At 72.0% G+C, this 17019-nt stretch carries 14 protein-coding genes and 3 pseudogenes; 6 read left to right on the top strand and 11 right to left on the bottom strand.

All coding sequences use genetic code 11. From position 1 onward, the window contains the following. Positions 1-46 precede the first annotated feature (46 nt). The 4 genes from ACFW1A_RS00940 to ACFW1A_RS00925 all read right to left on the bottom strand — a co-directional run bounded on the left by ACFW1A_RS00940 (position 47) and on the right by ACFW1A_RS00925 (position 2034). Entirely contained in the window at positions 47-223 is a 177-nt protein-coding gene (locus tag ACFW1A_RS00940; protein ID WP_380401823.1) for a hypothetical protein, read from the bottom strand. A 286-nt stretch (positions 224-509) separates the two neighbouring features. Continuing rightward, complete coding sequence (locus tag ACFW1A_RS00935) at positions 510-674, bottom strand: hypothetical protein (protein ID WP_380401820.1); 165 nt, start codon at positions 672-674, stop codon at positions 510-512. 29 nt (positions 675-703) lie between these two features. Further along, entirely contained in the window at positions 704-1462 is a 759-nt protein-coding gene (locus ACFW1A_RS00930; protein WP_380401817.1) for a hypothetical protein, read from the bottom strand. A 5-nt stretch (positions 1463-1467) separates the two neighbouring features. Beyond that, entirely contained in the window at positions 1468-2034 is a 567-nt protein-coding gene (locus ACFW1A_RS00925) for a sigma-70 family RNA polymerase sigma factor (RefSeq protein ID WP_380401814.1), read from the bottom strand. A 644-nt stretch (positions 2035-2678) separates the two neighbouring features. On the opposite strand from ACFW1A_RS00925, the gene ACFW1A_RS00920 reads away from it, so the two are divergent. Beyond that, a complete protein-coding gene (locus tag ACFW1A_RS00920) occupies positions 2679-3158 on the top strand; it encodes a hypothetical protein (protein ID WP_380401812.1) in 480 nt (159 codons plus the stop codon). A 29-nt stretch (positions 3159-3187) separates the two neighbouring features. Here ACFW1A_RS00920 and ACFW1A_RS00915 read toward each other — a convergent pair whose 3' ends face one another. The 3 genes from ACFW1A_RS00915 to ACFW1A_RS00905 form a co-directional block, all read right to left on the bottom strand. Continuing rightward, entirely contained in the window at positions 3188-6478 is a 3291-nt protein-coding gene (locus ACFW1A_RS00915) for an error-prone DNA polymerase (protein WP_380401810.1), read from the bottom strand. 71 nt (positions 6479-6549) lie between these two features. Then, the gene (locus ACFW1A_RS00910) at positions 6550-8094 is read right to left on the bottom strand and encodes a DNA polymerase Y family protein (RefSeq protein ID WP_380401807.1); all 1545 of its coding nucleotides are present in this window, start codon (positions 8092-8094) and stop codon (positions 6550-6552) included. Next, complete coding sequence (locus ACFW1A_RS00905; RefSeq protein WP_380401804.1) at positions 8087-8776, bottom strand: hypothetical protein; 690 nt, start codon at positions 8774-8776, stop codon at positions 8087-8089. The genes ACFW1A_RS00910 and ACFW1A_RS00905 overlap by 8 nt, the downstream gene beginning before the upstream one ends. A 163-nt stretch (positions 8777-8939) precedes the next feature. Here ACFW1A_RS00905 and ACFW1A_RS00900 point away from each other — a divergent pair, with 163 nt between their 5' ends. Together ACFW1A_RS00900 and ACFW1A_RS00895 are read left to right on the top strand one after the other, a co-directional pair. Beyond that, positions 8940-9851: a DNA-3-methyladenine glycosylase family protein gene (locus tag ACFW1A_RS00900; RefSeq protein ID WP_380401801.1), complete on the top strand. Its 912-nt coding sequence runs from the start codon at positions 8940-8942 to the stop codon at positions 9849-9851. Positions 9852-9985: 134 nt separating this feature from the next. After that, positions 9986-11188: a tetratricopeptide repeat protein gene (locus tag ACFW1A_RS00895; protein ID WP_380401798.1), complete on the top strand. Its 1203-nt coding sequence runs from the start codon at positions 9986-9988 to the stop codon at positions 11186-11188. 978 nt (positions 11189-12166) lie between these two features. Here ACFW1A_RS00895 and istB read toward each other — a convergent pair. Further along, positions 12167-12958: pseudogene (gene istB, locus ACFW1A_RS00890) on the bottom strand (IS21-like element helper ATPase IstB). Positions 12959-12969: 11 nt separating this feature from the next. After that, complete coding sequence (locus ACFW1A_RS00885; protein WP_380401795.1) at positions 12970-13260, bottom strand: hypothetical protein; 291 nt, start codon at positions 13258-13260, stop codon at positions 12970-12972. On the opposite strand from ACFW1A_RS00885, the gene ACFW1A_RS00880 reads away from it, so the two are divergent. After that, positions 13237-13560 carry a hypothetical protein gene (locus ACFW1A_RS00880; RefSeq protein ID WP_380401792.1) on the top strand — a complete coding sequence of 108 codons (324 nt, stop codon included), beginning with the start codon at positions 13237-13239 and terminating at the stop codon, positions 13558-13560. The two genes, ACFW1A_RS00885 and ACFW1A_RS00880, sit on opposite strands and share 24 nt — an antisense overlap. 62 nt (positions 13561-13622) lie before the next feature. On the opposite strand, the pseudogene ACFW1A_RS00875 reads toward ACFW1A_RS00880, so the two are convergent. Both ACFW1A_RS00875 and ACFW1A_RS00870 read right to left on the bottom strand, forming a co-directional pair. Further along, positions 13623-13742, bottom strand: a pseudogene (locus ACFW1A_RS00875) (ATP-binding protein); the annotation flags it as partial. A 36-nt stretch (positions 13743-13778) separates the two neighbouring features. Beyond that, positions 13779-13977 (bottom strand): annotated as a pseudogene (locus ACFW1A_RS00870) (transposase); the annotation flags it as partial. Positions 13978-14315: 338 nt separating this feature from the next. On the opposite strand from ACFW1A_RS00870, the gene ACFW1A_RS00865 reads away from it, so the two are divergent. After that, positions 14316-15857 carry a DUF2397 family protein gene (locus ACFW1A_RS00865; protein WP_380401789.1) on the top strand — a complete coding sequence of 514 codons (1542 nt, stop codon included), beginning with the start codon at positions 14316-14318 and terminating at the stop codon, positions 15855-15857. Further along, on the top strand, positions 15854-17011 hold the full coding sequence (locus ACFW1A_RS00860; protein ID WP_380401786.1) for a DUF2398 family protein: 1158 nt from the start codon (positions 15854-15856) through the stop codon (positions 17009-17011). The genes ACFW1A_RS00865 and ACFW1A_RS00860 overlap by 4 nt, the downstream gene beginning before the upstream one ends. Positions 17012-17019: the final 8 nt, after the last annotated feature.

The following is a 17019-nucleotide window of genomic DNA, read 5'->3' as shown; positions in this document are numbered from 1 at the left end:
GGGGGGGCCGCCCCGGGCCCCCCACCCCCGCCCCCGCCCCGCCGTGTCAGCGCAGCGGCCAGTGGCCACCGAGCAGCTCGCCCACGACGAGCAGGCCGACGGTGGCCAGCTTGGCCACGGCGATGAGCAGCTGGTACCGCAGCTCCACCCGGCGCCCCGTCGCGATCTGTCCCGTGCCGCCGCCGGGCTTGCTGCCTGCGGCTTCGCGGTCGTCGTCGGTCATGGAACGCCCCTTTCCGGTAAAAACGTCGTGCCCGGGCGGGCGCGACGGCAAAGGGCACCCGCACCCGTTAAGGGCGCAGGTGCCCGGTCAAGGTCCGGAGGGCGGTGCGGATGAACAGAATATATCGGCCGCAGGCTCTTTCCGCCGCTCGCCGCCGAATTGATCCGAGCCTTTGTTCATGCCGCGCCTCAGCTGTCGCCCGGGACCTGCGGTTTTCTCTTTTGCTGCCCCGTAGCAAGGGTGAGGGAGAAACTCTTCGCGCCCTTCCGCTCGCGGGCCCCGGGGGTCAGCGAGCGGCTTGCGACAGCAGGGCTGCCAGCAGGTGCCGGGCGCGGTAGCGGTGGGCCGGGCGGGGCGCGGCCCGGGTGGCGAGGTAGACGGCGGCGACCGTGGCCGCGTAGCCGGCGGGGAGCGCGGCCAGGGTCAGGCCGAGCAGGGCGATGGCGGGCACGGGGGTCCGTTCGTCGGTCGGGCGGCGGGTCAGTGGCTGACGAGCTCGTGCAGCTGCTCGGCGATGGTCTCGGTCGGCACGACGAACGCGCCGAACTCGTCCGCCTCGCGCACCGGGCGCAGGTCGTCCACCGCGCGGCGCAGTGCCGGGTCCGGGTGCTGCAGGGTCCTGGTGTCGGCGGGGACCAGGCCGTGGCCGTGCAGGGGGGTGTGGAGGAGGTAGAGGTCCAGCGGCGGCACGCTGGGCCGGGGGTGGCAGGGGGCCGGGGCGTCCTGCAGTAGTCCGGCCTGGTGGAACCAGTGCTCGGCGGCGCGCAGTTCGCCCAGGGCGATGTGGTGGAGGTAGAGGCAGTAGGCGGCGGTGCCGTCGCCGCTGCCGGCGGCGAACTGGAACCAGAACTGGGCGTTGCGGGGGTGGTCGGCGAGGTAGAGGAGGGCGGCGAAGATGGTGGCGCCGTCGGCGTCGACGTCGATCAGCAGCTGCTGCGCGGGGTTGATGGTCTCGGTGATGTCGACGAGGCGCTGGATCAGTTCGGGGCCGGCGGTCTCGTTGATGAGGAGGGTGGCCAGGTTGCGCAGGTCCTGCTCGGCCTGGGCGTGGAACGCCTGGCGGGCGGCGCCGGTGGCGGGCGCGGCGGGGGCCCGGTCGCTCTCGCCGACGCCTGCGGCGGCGGCCTTGCGGGCGGCGACCTTCGCGGCGATCCGGCGGAGTCCGGCCTTCGGGTCGTACCCGGTGAAGTGGGCGTAGGGGGCGGCCTGGGCGGCGAGGCGTTCGATGTCGGAGGTCACTGGGATCACTCCTCCTCAAGGTCGGGGGCGGCGGCCAGCGGGTGGTGGCGGCGGAACTTCTCGTGGACCTGGTGCACCAGGACGCGGACGGTGGAGGCCTTGATGCCCATCACGGCGGCGGTCTGCGCCGTGCTGTAGCCCAGGATCTGGTTGAACAGCAGCGCGTCGTACTGGCGCTCGGGCAGGCGGGCGATCTCGCGGTAGATGCCCAGCCCGTCCTCCAGGGCATCGAAGACGGGGCGGGTGACCCTGTTGGCGGCGACCATGAACACGGCCCGCTCGATCAGGACCAGCGCCTCGCCGCGGTGCCGGCGCTCCTCCTCGACTATGAAGCGCAGCATGCGCCAGGCGTAGGCGGCCGGGTCCTGGGAGGTCATCACCTCTTCCCACCGGTAGGCGAGTTCGGTGAACACGTCCTCGACCAGCTCGGTGATCTGCTCGTCCTCGGACAGCGACAGCTGGGCGCGGGCGTAGTCGAGGTAGGCCTGGTGGTGGAGCATGAAGAACGCCTGGAACGGTAACGGCAGCTCCTCGCCGCCGCCCTCGGTGCCGGCGGGCAGGTCCTGGCTCACTCGCTGCCCCCGCGGCTCGCGGTGCCGGCATGGGTGCCGGGGCCGGCGGCCGCGCCGGGGGTGGACCGGCAGCGCGCGGGCGTCAGGGCGGGCAGGACGGGCAGGCGGGGGTTCAACATCGTGTCCTTCGGTACGCGGGTGCTGGATGCCGGTGCGCCGCTTGGGGGTTGCGGTGGTCCGGCGGGGCCAGCATTTCGCCTCGAAGGGCGAAGCGTTTATCGCTCCAGGGGTAAAAAGTATCGGAGTGTGACAGTCCGGCTTCGCTGAGGTGGTCTTCCGTGGCGTTGCAAGGCCACGACCAGCGGCAAAGGCCCGCCGCCCCTGTCTGCAGGGTGGCGCCGACTCCGTTCAGAACAGGGCAGGTACAGGATGCGGAGGCCCGCTGCCGCGGTCAGACCAGCGGCAGCCTCCGGTCCGCACCGGACTCATCGGGACCGGAGGAGTCGGCGCGGCGGCCGAGGTCGCTCCGGGTGGTGGGGCCGGCCATGGCACTCCCCCGTCAGTGATCTTGGACGTGGCCTGTGACTGCGCACGCCGGCAACCGGAGCCGTCGTGAAGGGAGCAGTCTGTACGGGGGGTGCCTCTATGGGGCTCGTCAAGGAAACCGGGCTGCGTTCGGGAGCGTGTGCGGGCAGCATGGCGGGGTGCCAGATCTGCTGTGGGATGACGTCAAGAACTTCTTCGACCCTGATGTGATGGGTGCTCTGCCGGACGTCTTCGTGGAGGGCACCTCGTCGGTGGAGGACTGGCAAGCGGTCTTCGATCTGGTCCGGGCGAGTGGTTGGGCATGGGAGTTCTTGGAAGGTGACGCGGTCGGGCCGCTGCCTTCTGCAGCGGAGGTGCTGAGGCGTTCGGCCGGTGGGGTGCTGCGTGTGTGGCCGGTCCCGGGTGTGCTGGCGATCTTCCGTCCGTGGTCGGCCGAGGGCATCGAGTTCGACGTCGACCTTCGAGAGCTGCAGGGCCAGCACGGGGTGGAGGTCCTTTGCGGGCTGCTGGCCGCGGTGGGCCGCAGGCTGGGCATGCAGGTGGTCATGACGGCTGAGGGCGACTACGGGCATCCGGTGCTCGGATTCGATCCCGCGGTCGACGGCGTGGTGCTGATGGCGGACCCGAACTTCAGGTGACCGCTGGGGCTGGCCGGGACTCATAGGGTTCATCGGAAGTTGCGGGCCGGGGCCGGGGTGATCGTGAGCGGCAGGATCCTGGTGGCGACGAGGTTCGCTGCTCCGTCGCGGCGCTCGACCGTCCCGTAGATCAGCAATCCTGCGTTGGCGAGGGCGGTCTTGCGGTTGCGCTCCAGGACGTGGGGCTGGACGACGACGTTGATCAGGCCGGTCTCGTCCTCCAGGCTCAGGAAGAGCACGCCGCCAGCGGTGGGCGGGCGCTGGCGGTGGGTCACCAGGCCGCCGACGGCCACCAGCTGGCCCGCCGGGGTCTGCTTGAAGCCGGCCGCGGTCAGTGCACCGCACCGGTCCAGGTAGGGGCGGGCGTGCTGGACGGGGTGGGCGGTGGCGGAGGCGCCGGTGGCCCACAGGTCGGCGATGGTCTCCTCGATCGCGGTCATCGGGGCCAGGTCGGGGGCAATCAGCGCCGGGGCGGTGCCGGGCAGCATGTCGGCGCGGGTGCGGCTGAGCAGGCCTGCAGACCACAGGGCCTGGCGGCGGGTCAGGCCCAGGCTCGCGAAGGCGCCGGCGGTGGCGAGGGCTTCCAGGGCGGGGGCGGCAAGGCCGGTGCGGCGGGCGAAGTCCTCCAGATCGCGGTAGGGGCGGCCGGCGGCGATGGCGTCGGCCTGCTCCTCGCCGAGGTCGCGCACGGAGCCCAGGCCGAGCCGGATCGCCGGCTGCCTCGCTGCTGTGTCCTGATCGTCGGCCGTGGTGGGGGCGGGTTCGAGGGTGGGGGCGGTGTCGCTGTGGTTGACGTCCGCCGCGAGCACGGTGACGCCGCGTCGGCGCACGTCCTGGATCAGGGTCAGCGGCGAGTAGAAGCCCATGGGCTGGTTGGCGAGCAGTGCGCAGGTGTAGGCGGCCGGGTAGTGGTGCTTGAGCCAGGCGCTGGCGTACACCAGGAGCGCGAAGGATGCGGCGTGGCTCTCGGGGAAGCCGTAGCTGGAGAAGGCGTCGATCTTGGCGTAGACGTCTTCGGCGACCTGCGGGGGGATGCCGCGCTCGGCCATGCCGGCCAGCAGGCGCTCACGCAGTTCGGCCACGCGTTCGTGGGAGCGCTTGGCGCCCATCGCCTGCCTGAGCTTGTCGGCCTCGGTGGGGGTGAAGCCGGCGCAGTCGATGGCGAGCTGCATCATCTGCTCCTGGAACAGCGGCACCCCCAGCGTCTTGGCCAGGGCGCGTTCCATGAGGGGGTGGGGGATGCTGGCCGCCTCGCGGCCGTTGCGGCGGCGGATGTAGGGGTGGACCGAGCCGCCCTGGATCGGGCCCGGGCGGATGAGGGCGACCTGCACCACCAGGTCGTAGAACGTCCGCGGCCGCATCCTGGGCAGGGCGGAGGCCTGCGCGCGGGACTCGACCTGGAAGACGCCGACGGTGTCGGCGCGGCACAGCATCGCGTACACGTCCGGGTCGTCGGGCGGAATAGTGGCCAGGGTGAGGCGGCGGCCGTGGTGGCGGGCGATCAGGTCGCAGGTGTCGTGCAGGGCGGAGAGCATGCCCAGTCCGAGCAGGTCGATCTTGACCAGCCCCGCGGCGGCCACGCTCTCCTTGTCCCATTCCAGGACGGAGCGGCCGGGCATGGTCGCCCACTCGGTGGGGCAGGTCTCGGCGATCGGGTCCCGGGTCAGGACCATGCCGCCGGAGTGGATGCCCAGGTGGCGGGGCAGGCCGCGCAGCTGCCCGGCCAGGTCGCGCACGTCATCGGGGACGGCGGCATCCGGCGGCGGCATCTCGTGCCAGCCGGTCTCCTTGGCGAAACGGTCCAGGTCGCCCGGGCTGTAGCCGAGCGCCCGGGCGGCGTCCCTGACCGCGAGCCGGGGCTGGTAGGTGATGATGTTGGCGACCTGGGCGGCATGGGTGCGCCCGTAGGTGTCGTAGCAGTACTGGATGACCTCCTCGCGACGCCGGTGCTCGATGTCCAGGTCGATGTCGGGCGGCCCGTCCCGCTCGGGGCTCAGGAACCGTTCGAACAGCAGGCCGTAGTGGATGGGGTCGACCGAGGTGATGCCGAGGGCGAAGCAGACCGCGGAGTTCGCGGCCGATCCGCGGCCCTGGCACCAGATGTCGGCGCGGCGGCAGAAGTCCACGATGTCGTGGACGATCAGGAAGTAGCCAGCCATGTCCAGCTGGGCGATCACCTGCAGCTCGTAGGCCACCTGCTCCTCGGCGCGGCGGTTGCCGGGCCCGAACCGGTCGGGCACCGCCCGCTGGGTGAGCTCGCGCAGCCAGCTGGCCTCGCTGTGGCCCTCGGGCACGGGGAAGCCGGGCAGTTGCGGTTTCAGGTCGCGGAAGTCGAAGGCCAGGGCCCGGCCGAGGTCGGCGGTGGCCTGCTGCACGCCCGGCCACGGGGCGAGCCGGCGGGCCATTTCGGCGGGCGAGCGCAGGTGCGCGGTGCCGGCCGCCGCCAGGTACGGCTCGGCCTCGGCGAGGGTGCGGCGCTGGCGCAGCGCGGCCAGGGTCTGGGCCAGGCGCAGCTGCGCGGGGGAGGCGTGGTGCGCGCCGGTGGTGGCCACCACGGTCAGTCCGGTGCGCTCGGCGAGGGCGGCGAGGGCGTCGTTGCGGTCGTCGTCGCCGGGTATGTGGTGGTCCGTCAGCTCGACGAACACGTTCTCGTGCCCGTAGCGCTCGGCCATGGCGCGCAGTTCGCGCTCGGCGCCGGCCGCACCTTCGCTGTCCAGGGCGCGCCGGACGCCGGACTTGCGGCAGCCGCCGGTCAGCACGGCCCAGTGCCCGCCGTGCGCGTCTGCCAGGCGGTCCGGGTCGTAGACCGGGCGGCGCTTGCCCTGGCCGGCCAGGTGGGCCTGGCCGATCTGCGCGGACAGGCGCCGGTAGCCCTCGGCGCCGCGAGCCAGGACCAGCAGGTGCTCACCGTCCTGATCCGCCACACCCGTCGGCGCGAGGGCAGCGCCCAGGGTCAGCTCGGCGCCGAAAGCGGTGTTGATGCCGGCGCGGCGGGCCTCGCCGGCCAGGACCGCGGCTCCGTACAGGCCGTCGTGGTCGGTGACGGCCAGCGTCTCGATGCCCAGCCGGGCGGCCTCGGCGACCAGGTCCTCCACGGAGGAAGCGCCGTCCATGAACGAGAACGAGGAGTGGACGTGCAGCTCGGCCCAGCCGGTCCCGTCCGGCCGGACGGCTGCCGGCGGCTCGGGAGGCGCGGCGGCCTTGGGGCCGGGGAAGGGGATCACCGTGCGCCCGCCATCGCCCACGCCGGGTCCGGCCGGGGTGCCCATGCGGCGCTGCAGCTCGCGCCACGGGGTGGTGGGGTGGTTGGTGAAGCCCATCGTGCTGGTCCTGACTGGGTGGTGCGAGTGTGAGGCGGGGCCACCGGGTCGGCGGCCGATCAGTGGGGCGCTCAGCTGTCGTAGTCGCCCTCGATGTGCCAGCGGCCGTCCGCGACAGCGAGCAGTAAGGCACGCCCGTCCTCGACGGTGACCTGCATCCGTGCCGTGCGGCGCGACGTGGCCGGGTCCCACCAGCGCTCCTGCTCGGGCCACGGCCCGGCCCAGCCGGTCACCGTGACGCTGCGTCCGCCGAGCACCAGGCGAGCGGGCGGGGAGCGCACCTCCGCGCGGGCGGTGACCGTCACCTCCTGGCCGTCGGCGTCCAGCAGCCGCACCCCAGGCGGCGCCGCAGGAATGTACGTCGGGGAGGGTGCGGGCAGCCGCCCGGGCCACGGTCCGTCCTCGCGCCGCTCCTGGTGGCCGTCCCCCCACGGGGTGCGCACCACCCGATCTGCCGGGGCGCGGCCGCCGGCCAACTCCACCGTCACCGGGCCACTGTGTCCGAGGATCGCCTGCACCCGGGCCACGGCACGCTCCACCCGGTCGGCGGCCTCGCGGTCGCCGTCCAGCAGCGACAGCTGCCGGCCCGGATCGCGCACCAGGCCGTCCGGCAGCAGCCGCAGCGCCGCCACGCCGCCCGCGGATGCGGCGAACACCGGCCGGTTCTGCCAGGCCTGCAGCTGCCAGCGCACCCGCTCCGCGACCGCCCCGATCGACAGCACGCCCTCGTGCCGCCACGCCCTGGACGCGGTGGTGCCGTCCGCGCACTCGACCTCGACCTCGACCCGCTCGCACGCCAGCCCCGCCGCGGCCAGCTGCTCGTGCAGACGCTCCGCCAGCGCGCGGGCGGCGAAGACCAGCGGCTCCGCCTGCAGGTACGGCTGCTCGAACCGCTCCTCCACCGCGAGATCCAGGCCCGGCGGGCGGGCCACCACCGGGCGCGCCTCCAGACCGCGGGCCAGCCGGTGCGCAGCCACCCCGTCCGTGCCGAACCGGTCCGCGACCGACCCGGCAGGCAGCGCCCCGAACTGACCCAACGTCTGGATGCCGAGGCGCACCAGCAGCCCCGTCAGCTTCCCGTCGCCGAGCTCGGTCACCGGCACCGCCGCCAGGAACCTGGCGCTGTCCCCGGGCGGAACCACCACCGCGGCCCGGGCGGCCAGCTGCGCGGCGAACAGCCCGTCCGCGATCCCGACATGGCACACGTGCCCCAGGGCCTCGACCGCATCGACCACCCTCTCGGCCAGCGGCTCCTCGCCGCCGTGGAAGCGGGCCGGACCCCTGGCCGGGATGGCCAGCACACCCGGGCGCAGCACCTCCAGGTGCGCGGCCAGCGCCGCGACCGCGTCGGCCACCGGCTCGAAGGACTTCGCCTCCTCATCGGCCTGGCGCTCGAACACCTCCAGATCCTCGACGACGGCCTGGGCCGAGCGCAGCTTCTGCCCGCGCCGCACCCCGGCCGCGCGCGCGGCCCCACTGGCTGCCAGCACCCGATGGCGCTCGACCACCACCACCGCCTGCCCGGCCCCGGGCTCGGAACCCAGCACCGCGATCACCGGCCAGTCCGGAACCCAGCCCACCAGGCTCCGCGGCACCTCCTGCGCGAGCTCAGCCATTGCCGACCACCGCCAGCACGGCCCGCCCCGCGCCGGCACCACGGTCCACCACCGGCCGGAGCGGCTCACCCGCCGCACGGACCGCGCCGTCCGCGTCCGGCAACCACAGCCCCACCCGGCGCGCCCGAGCCGCGGCGCCCCGCCCACCGCAGTCGACCGTGATCCGCCGCGCCCGCAGCCGCCCGCGGCCCTGCCGCAGCCCGATCCAGTCCCGCTCCACGACACTCAGCTGCACCTGCGCCCCCGGCCACTGGCCGGCGACCAGCAGCACACACCCCTTCGAGCGGGCCGCAGCCGACAGCCGTGCGGCCACCTGCCCGCTGAGCCCGCCCGTCGGGCGCAGCAGCACGATCCCGACGCCGTCGGCCAGCGCCATGGCCACCTCCGGCCAGTGCGAACCCGGGGCCTCGATCACGACGAGCCGGTCCGTGTCGACACCCAGCTCCGCCGCGCCCAGCAGACCCAGTCCCTCGAAGCCCACCACTGCGCACCAGGTGCCCTCGCGAGTGGCGGCGGCCGCCAGCGCCAGCAGCACCGCGGTGCCGCCGGTCACCGAGACCACCGTCCCCGGGCGCAGACCGCCGCCGGGCAGCAGCTCCCGCAGCGCGGGCAGCACCGGCACCAGCGGCGCGGGCTGAGCCGGCCGAAGGTGGGGCGCCAGATGCTGAAGGGCTGCGTTCACACCCCCATCATCGAACAAATGTGCGGACAAGCAAAGACGAATCACCGTCCTCGCGAATTCGGTCACTCGTTCGAACTAAGGTGCATACGCGCAGTTCACAGGCTTGCTTCTGCGGTACCCTTCAGCGCCACCCGCTGCCCGCCGAGGAGAGGACCGCACACCCATGGGTCCCTTGGAGCGCACCTGGCGCCCGGACCATCCCCTCGACCTACCGCTGATCCTGGGGCGCCTGCGACGCGGCCCGGCCGACCCCACCACCGACTGGCACGCCGGAACCTGGTGGCGCGCCAGCCGCACCCCGGCCGGCCTCGCAACCCTGAACCTCGCCGCCCGCCCCGCACTCGGCGAGGTCCACGCCCGAGCCTGGGGCGACGGCGCCACCTGGGCACTCGACCAACTGCCCGCCCTGCTCGGCGCCCACGACAACCCCGACGACCTCACCCTGCCCCCCGGCCCGCTGCGCGAGGCCCAGCGCCGACACCCCGGCCTGCGACTGGGCGCCACCGGCCTGGTCACCGAATCCCTGATCGCCGCGATCCTCGAGCAGAAGGTCACAGTCCGGGAGGCCCACCGCGCCTACGCCACGCTTGTCCGCGCCTACGGCATCCCCGCCCCCGGCCCCCACAGCGACCTGCGCGTGGCGCCCGCCGCCCGCGACTGGGCCCGGATACCGTCCTGGGACTGGCACAAGGCCGGAGTCGACCCCAAGCGCGCCGACACGATCCAGCGCGCGGTGCGCCTCGCGCCACGGCTCGAACAGGCCGCCGCCATGACCAGCGCCGAGGCGTTCGCCCGGCTGACCACCGTGCCCGGCATCGGGCACTGGACCGCCGCCGAGACACTCCAGCGCAGCAACGGCGACCCTGACGCCGTCTCAGTCGGCGACTTCCACCTGAAGAACGCCGTCGGCATGGCCCTAGCCGGCCGGCCGCGCTCCACTGACGAGGAGATGCTCGAACTCCTCGCCCCCTACCAAGGCCACCGCCACCGCGTATGCCGCCTGATCACCCTCACCGGAGCGCGGCCGCCACGGTTCGGCCCCCGCCTCGCACCAGAGGACCACCGCCGCCGATGACCGACACCACCCCACCCAACTAGCCCCAGCAGCGCCGCGACCGGCACAGCACACTCAACACCGAGCCTGCGCCGAGAAACGCCGGCATCCGACTGCCCAGATGAGTCCCCACCGCAGTGCGTGCGGCGATCCGTATGATCATCGCGATGTCCGGCGCAGAGCAGGGAGTCAGGCGCGTGGCGTGGCGGGGTTGGGGTCGCAGGCGCGACCTGCGGTTGGCTTACTCGCTGGAAGGTGAAGCCAATCGGCTGCTCGACAAGGAGCAGTGGGCGGCGGGCGAGGCCGCGCTGCGCCGGGTGGTCGAGCTGCGCGGCCGGTGGCTGGCGGCAGACTCGCTGCCGGTTCTGGTCGCGCGGCACAACCTGGCGATGGGGCTGTTCGTGATGCGGCGCCACGAGGAGGCAGCCGCCGAGGTGCTCGAGGTGCTGCCTGCGCTCGTGGCCGCGTGGGGCGAGGAGGATCCGATGCCCATCAATACGCGGCTCCTGCTTTCCGTCTCGCTGCTGAGGCTGCGGCGCTTCGAGGAGTCCGAGGAGCAGTGCAGGTTGGTTCTGGCCTGCCACACCGCTGTGGATGATGTGCGTGTGAAGGCGATCCGCAGCCAGGCCCTCGCCCTCGTCGGCCTGGGCCGCTACCGCGAGGCCACGGAGGTGCTGGAGGCGTTCCTGCGGGAGGCTGTCCCGGTCCTGGGGGCCGGCCACCCCGACGTGCTGAAGGCCCGCATCCTCGTGCTCAACCAGCTCGCGGTCCTGGCCGAGCACGAGGTCGTGGAACGCGAGTGCCAGGACCTGCTGGACACCCTCGACGAACGGGACCCGCAGCACGGGCAGGTGGCCGGCATCAGGGTCTACCAGCTCAACGACACCGGCCGCCACACCGAGGCCGAGACCACCGCGCGCGAAGCCCTCGCCCACCACTCCCAGCTTGCTTTGCACATCGGCCTCGCCCGCAGCCTCAACGGCCAAGCACGCCACCACGAGGCGCTGCACGCCCTCGCCGACGCCCAGACCCAGCCGCGGGCCGACTCGGCGGGTTGGAAGGTCCTGACCTCCTCCGTCGCGGCCCAGGCCCTGCTCGGACTCGGGCACCTCGACCAGGCCGAGGCGAAGGCCTTGCAGGCCGTCCAGGCTGCCGAGGAGGCCGGCCTCGCGCCCACCCGGCATCGTGCGCTGGAAGCCGCCACCACCCTCGGCCTCGTACTCGCCGCCCAAGGCCGCCACATCGAGGCCCAGCAGCACCTCACCCGCACCACCACCGCCTGGCACGACCACTACGGCCCCCACCACCCCCGCACCCTCGCCAGCCAAGCCGAACTCGCCACCCTCCAACGCCTCTGACCTGTCCGCGTACTGATCTGAGTGCTCCAGTGCGTACAGACTTGTGTGCACCACTGACCTGTCTCAACGACGTGCGGCCGGCGTCGGCAGCGCGGGGTTCTGGCTCGGCCGCCAGGGGCGGTGAGTTCATCGGTCAGGTGTTTGAAGAGTGTTCCGATGGACCGTTCTGCTCGCCATAGTCTCGTGCCGTGGCCAACGAATATGAGGCGTCCGACGCCTTCAAGAACCGATGCACGAATGCGGCACGGAGACTGCAGTCCTGCATCAGCTACTCCATCGAGCGCATCTCGTTGGACGAGTCCCGCGCGGACCGCAAGGAGAACACGCTGTGGCTCCGTAGGTCGGAAGGGAGAGCAGATGTTGCCGGATCTCAGCAGCGGTCCCAGCTCTGAAGAGCTGGAAATGTTGACGAGAAGTAGAAGCATCTGAGGCCACCGGCGCGGTCAGGCAGTGTTGGAAGCAGACCACTATCTGAGCCGGCGCTTCCACCACGGCTCGAAGGCTGGCGCGAATGGATCCTGGAGTGTCCCCGCCAGGAAGCGGTCATCCAGAGGCGCGACCGCTGTGAGGAGCTCGCGACGCGCCTTCCGTCGCATGGATGCGGCTGCCCCCTCCAAGAGCGTTCGGGCGTGCCTATCTCTCCAGTCCGTGGTTCCGTGTCCACGGTTGGAACCATGGTCCGGCCACTCATGAAGTGCCAAGGCCCACGCCCAGAAGGCGTGAGCGACAGACCCCATGGGCAGCCGGTGCCGCGCCTCGAACTGCGCGATCTGTCGGTTTGTCGCAGCGGACAAGCCAGTGATGACTTGTCTGGTGCCGGCTGCCCTGAGCGAGGACTGTTCGGCCCTGATCTCGCCTGGTGAACGGCGAGGCATAAAGACTTCCAGATGGTCAGAAGACAAGTTTCCTGACGATAGACCGTTGTCTCCGACTGCCTCAAGCCCGCTTTGCGTGGCTGTGGCGAAGCCCGTTGGCCGGTCAGCCAGCGGCCACCTGTTCAGCGCGGGCGCGGGTGGTGGCGAGGCGGTAGGAGTCGGTGCCGGTCTCGATGATGTTGCCGCCGAAGGTGAGGCGGTCGACGATGGCCGCGCAGAGGCGGGGGTCGGTGAAGGTCTTGGTCCAGCCGCCGAAGCTCTCGTTGGAGGCGATGGCGACGCTGTTCTTCTCCTCCCGCTCGGTCAGAACCTGGAACAGCAGTTCGGCGCCGCGGCGGTCGAGTTCCATGTAGCCGAGTTCGTCGATGCAGAGCAGGTCGACGCGGCCGTAGCGGGCGATGGTCTTGGCGAGCTGCTTCTCGTCGGCGGCCTCGACGAGCTCGTTGACGAGCTTGGTGGCGAGCACGTACTTCACCCGGAAGCCAGCCATCGCAGCCTCGGTGCCGAGCCGATCAGCAGGTGGGACTTGCCGGTGCCGGAGTCGCCGATCAGGCAGAGCGGAAGACTCTTCTTGATCCACCCGCAGGTGGCGAGGGTGTGGATCATCGCGGGGTCGATGTTGGGGTTCGCGTCGAAGTCGAACTTGCAGCGATTTGTCGCGCGGGAACCCGGCGGCCTTGATCCGGCGCTCGGAGCGGCGCCGGGCGCGGTCGTCGCACTCGGACATCAGCAGTTCGGCGAGGAACCCGAGGTAGGACATCTGCTCGCGCGAGGCCGCCTCGGCGAGCTCGGGGAACTGGGCCCGGATGGTGGGAAGCCGCAGCATCCGGCAGGCCTGGTCGACGGCGGCGTTGGCGGCCTGCTCGGTGAGTCCTCGTTGGCGGGGGAAGGTCACGGCGCTCTCCTTCAGGTGGTCGGGCGGTCCGGCCGGCGGTGTCGCAGCAGCTGGTCGTAGTGGGCCACCGAGGGCAGCGGCCGGGTGTCGGGCGGCAAGTGAGCCAGGCGTCGCGCGGTCAGGGATGTCACGGTTGCCCGGTCCGGCGGGAACAGTTCGGGCTCGACGTCGGCCGTCGTGGTGTCCGCCTCGGCCGCCTTGCGAGCCTCCAGCGCGACGGCGTCGGCGGCCAGCGCGCCGGCCCGCAGCGCGGCGGCGAGGCCGGCGACCAGGTGCTCGTGCGGCAGGCTGCGGCTCAGCAACAGCACGTCGATCAGCGCGCGGGTGCCGTCGCGGTCACCGTGGGACTTTCGGGCCTCCACTCGGTCCGCCCGTGGGAACCCGAACTGGCCCCCGTCTTCATTGACGGGATCTCGCTGATCCACCTACCCGAGTCGCCGTCGCCTTGGCCTGCCGAGGCCGTGGCCCGACTTGAACGCTCCGATGACCTGCCCGAACTGGTTTGGCTGAAGATCACCGGACCGCTCGAAGTCGATGCCGTCGCCTCGATCGTGACCGTCTACCAGGCCCAGAGCGACGATGCGGCCTCCGCACTCCAGTGACAGCCTGAAGGCGTTGACAGGCTGAGACGGCTGCCGAACTTCGGCGGGACGGGTCAACCTGCTCAGGCGACGTCGCTGTCCTGGCTGATGGCCTGGAGGCGGTTCTTGAGGCGGTAGCTGTTGCCGTTGATCGAGACGACCTCGCAGTGGTGCAGGAGCCGGTCGAGGATGGCGGTGGCGAGCTTGCCGACGTGCCGCAGATGCCGTTGCGTGACCACCTTGGTGCCCTTCTTGTGGTGGGCGGGCCGGGCGTATGCCTCACCGGTGGCGAGGACTCTGCCGACCTCGTGGCGGGTGGCGGGCCGCTGGTTCCTCGAGCCGGGTGGCCGACCCGGGCCGGGGCGGGTGGGTTTGGTGCATGGCTGGTGAGGTGGTCTTCGTCTGGAGGTTCCTGAACCCGCGCCGGACGCGGGCTGGAGGGCGATCGCTCTAAGCGCCGGCTGTCCGGCTGAACTGCCCGCGTGGGTTCTTCGCGGCTCCGCCAATTTCACCAGCGCTGACGACAGCGCCAACCTCAGTCGTATGGGGATGCACGCCACGGAGGCGGCAGCTCGGTGCTCAGACGGATCCCGCTCCGGTTTGAGGCCGGAGCGGGTGCTGGGGTCGCCGCTCGGCACCGGCAACAGGGCTTGGGCCGATGGTGTGATCTTCAGCGGCCGGCGCCGACGCGTTCACTCGCCTGGCCGACGGCTCGTCGGTGCGCAGTTCTAAGTTCATGGTGACAAACAGATCATTTCGGATGATTTGGACCACTCATGATGCTGGATCAGATGTGCGCGACTGGCCGGGTCGTCGGTGCTGAGGGCGAAATGGAGACAGATGCACTGCTGATGGACGTGCCGCGCGGCGACCAGCGCCGCGCGCTCGGCTACCTGTTTTCGCCCTCTCACCACCACTACGCGGCGATCATGGATGTGCTCGACGATGCCGCTGGCGACCTGACGTTGGCGCAGGTCACGGCGGGGCTGAGGTCCCAGGGCCTGGAGGTGACGGAGGCGGTCGTCGCAAGGCGTCTGGACCGGCTGCACCGAAGCTTCGAGGCGGTGCGGCCAGATCCCGCGAACGACTTCGCTCGTATCGAGGACCTCAGCTCGACCCGCTGGAGGTACAACACGACGCCGACCGGCCGGCTGGTGCACCGGTTCTGGCGCAGTCTGCGGGAGGCCAGCAGCGGCGCCCAGGAGATCCCGCTGACCAGTCTGCAGTCCATGGTGAGCGCGTTGGGGCGCCTGGCCGGCGAGGAACTGACGGCTGAGCAGGCCGCACAGGAGGTCGGGGTGCTGTTTCTGAGCCAGGAGGCGCTGGACCGGTCGATGGAGGGAACTGCCGAGAGCCTGTCCGTTCTGGCGATGCGCTTCGACCTTGATCGGGAGGAGGCGATCAACCTGAAGAGGATGCTCATGGCCTACGCCAGCCACGTGGCCGCGCAGGTGCAGGAGGCCGTGGCGCGCGCGTACGTGCTGCTTACGGATCTACGGCCGCGGTTTTCTCGGCTGGCGGCGGCGGCCGCCTCGCAGTCCAAGGCCGGCGAGCTCGTCTCGCGCGGGTATCTGGAGGCCACGCGCGGGTCGCGGGAGGAGCACTGGCTGCAGTTGCTGGAGTGGTGCCGGCCGGTGGAGGGCAGGGCTGCCCGGTTCACGCGGTCGCTGGTGCTAGCGATTCCCCCGCTGCACCTCAACCTGCGCCGCTTGCAGGGGGGTGGGGCATCCTCCTTCCGGGCCAGGGCGCTCGCGCTCGCCCGCGCATGCGAGGACCGCGAATGGGGCCCACGGGTGACGGCAGGGGCCCTGGGCGACCAGAGCTGGCTGAAGCTGTCCGGCTGGAGCGATGACGGCGACGGGGAGTCGTGGCACGACGGTCCAGTGGTGGAGATGGCGCCGCTGGAGCGGGTCACCGCGCGCTCGGGCGGCGCCGCTGTGGTGGCCCGGGCTGGGGACCGGGCCCAGGCGCAGGCGCTGCTGGAGGAGCTACAGCGGGAGCAGGCGCGAGCCCGGGCCGTGGCCATCGCCGAGGTGCTCACCGCCACCGGACCGCTGTCCGCTGCTGCTGGACGGGTCGCGCTGGAGGCCGTGGCCGCTGCCCTGGTCGGCGGTGGGTCGCAGGAGGTGAAGCAGGGCAGGGACCGCAGCCGGCGTCTTGTATGCACGGTGTCGGCGGAACCGGGGGCGGTCGGACGGGTGACGAGCAGCACCTGGTCGGCGCTGCTGCCGGGTTGGAACGTCGTCTTCCGGCACGACCCGGCACCCGAGCGCCCGATTCGGGGTGCGGCGGGCGCTTCGGTTGGGGGTGGGGCATGAGCGCGGTGCGGCAGGACGTTCGGATGGGTGCGGGTGAGGTGTGCCGTCGGCTGCTGGCACGGCCGTGGCTGTTGTCGGGGCGTGACGACGCAGCAATCGAGGCGGTGCACCGGTTCGAGGAGCAGGTGCGGTCGCTGGCGCGGGCGCTGGAATGGCGGTTGGTGATCGAGCCCGACACCGTGCGCCTGCTGAAGAGCCCTCCCGAGCGGCTGCGGGAGCGGACGTGGCCGGTGGCCGAGGAGTGCCGGTGGATGTGGCTGGCTGCGGCGGCGATCGACCGGCTTCCGCCGATGGTGACCACCGCTCACCTGGTGGCCGCGGCGCGCGAGGCCGCGGTCGAGATCGGCTTCACGGTCACCGGGAGCAGGCATGAGCTTCAGGAGACCAGACGTGGTCTGGAGATGTTGCAGGCGCGTGGGGTGATTGAGGTCCGCGAGGGCACGCTGGAGGAGCTCGAGGACCGGCACAGGTGTGCTCTGCTGCGTCTGCACCACGAGCGGACGTTGTTCTTGATCGCCAACGCCGAGCTGATGGGCGAGGACGGCGCGTGGGTGGTGGACCCGGCCGCCGACCCGGGCGAGTGGATCGAGCGGTGTGCGCCGCCGGCGTCGACCGGGGCGCGGGTGCTACGCCGGCTCGTGGACGACACCGTGGTCTATTGGAGCGACCTGTCGGTGTCGGAGTCCTACTGGCTGCGCGAGCAGCTCGATGACCAGGTGGCCCAGGCTGCCGAGCTCTTGGGGCTGGGGGTGGAGGAGCGCGCCGAGGGGGTCGCGCTGGTCCTGAGCAGCGAGCATGCCGGCGTTCAGGGCCACGGGTTCCCACTCCACCGGGGCACGGTGCAGCACGCCGCGGTGCTGGTGCGCGATTTCGCCCTGACAGGCGGGCGTACGGACGGCGCGGGCTGCCCTGGGCCGGGCTGGCTGGCCCTCACCCCGCAGGCGGTGGAGGAGCAGCTGGCCCGGTGCGCCCGGACGCATCTGTGGTGGAGCGGCGCCTACCGCTCCGACATCGCGCAGCTGGCCGGCGAAGTGCGCCTGTTGTGGCAGCAGCTGGGCCTGCTGCGGATCACCACCGGCTACACGGACACCTGGTGGTTCTCCCCCGCCGCTGCGCGCTGGGCCCGTACCGACTCGGCTTCCCCTACTTCCTGAAAGGCCAT

The organism is Kitasatospora sp. NPDC058965, from assembly GCF_042741245.1.
GTDB lineage: Bacteria > Actinomycetota > Actinomycetes > Streptomycetales > Streptomycetaceae > Kitasatospora.
The sequence above is the reverse complement of the archived record's forward strand: the minus strand, read 5'-3'. Positions and strand labels throughout refer to the sequence as shown.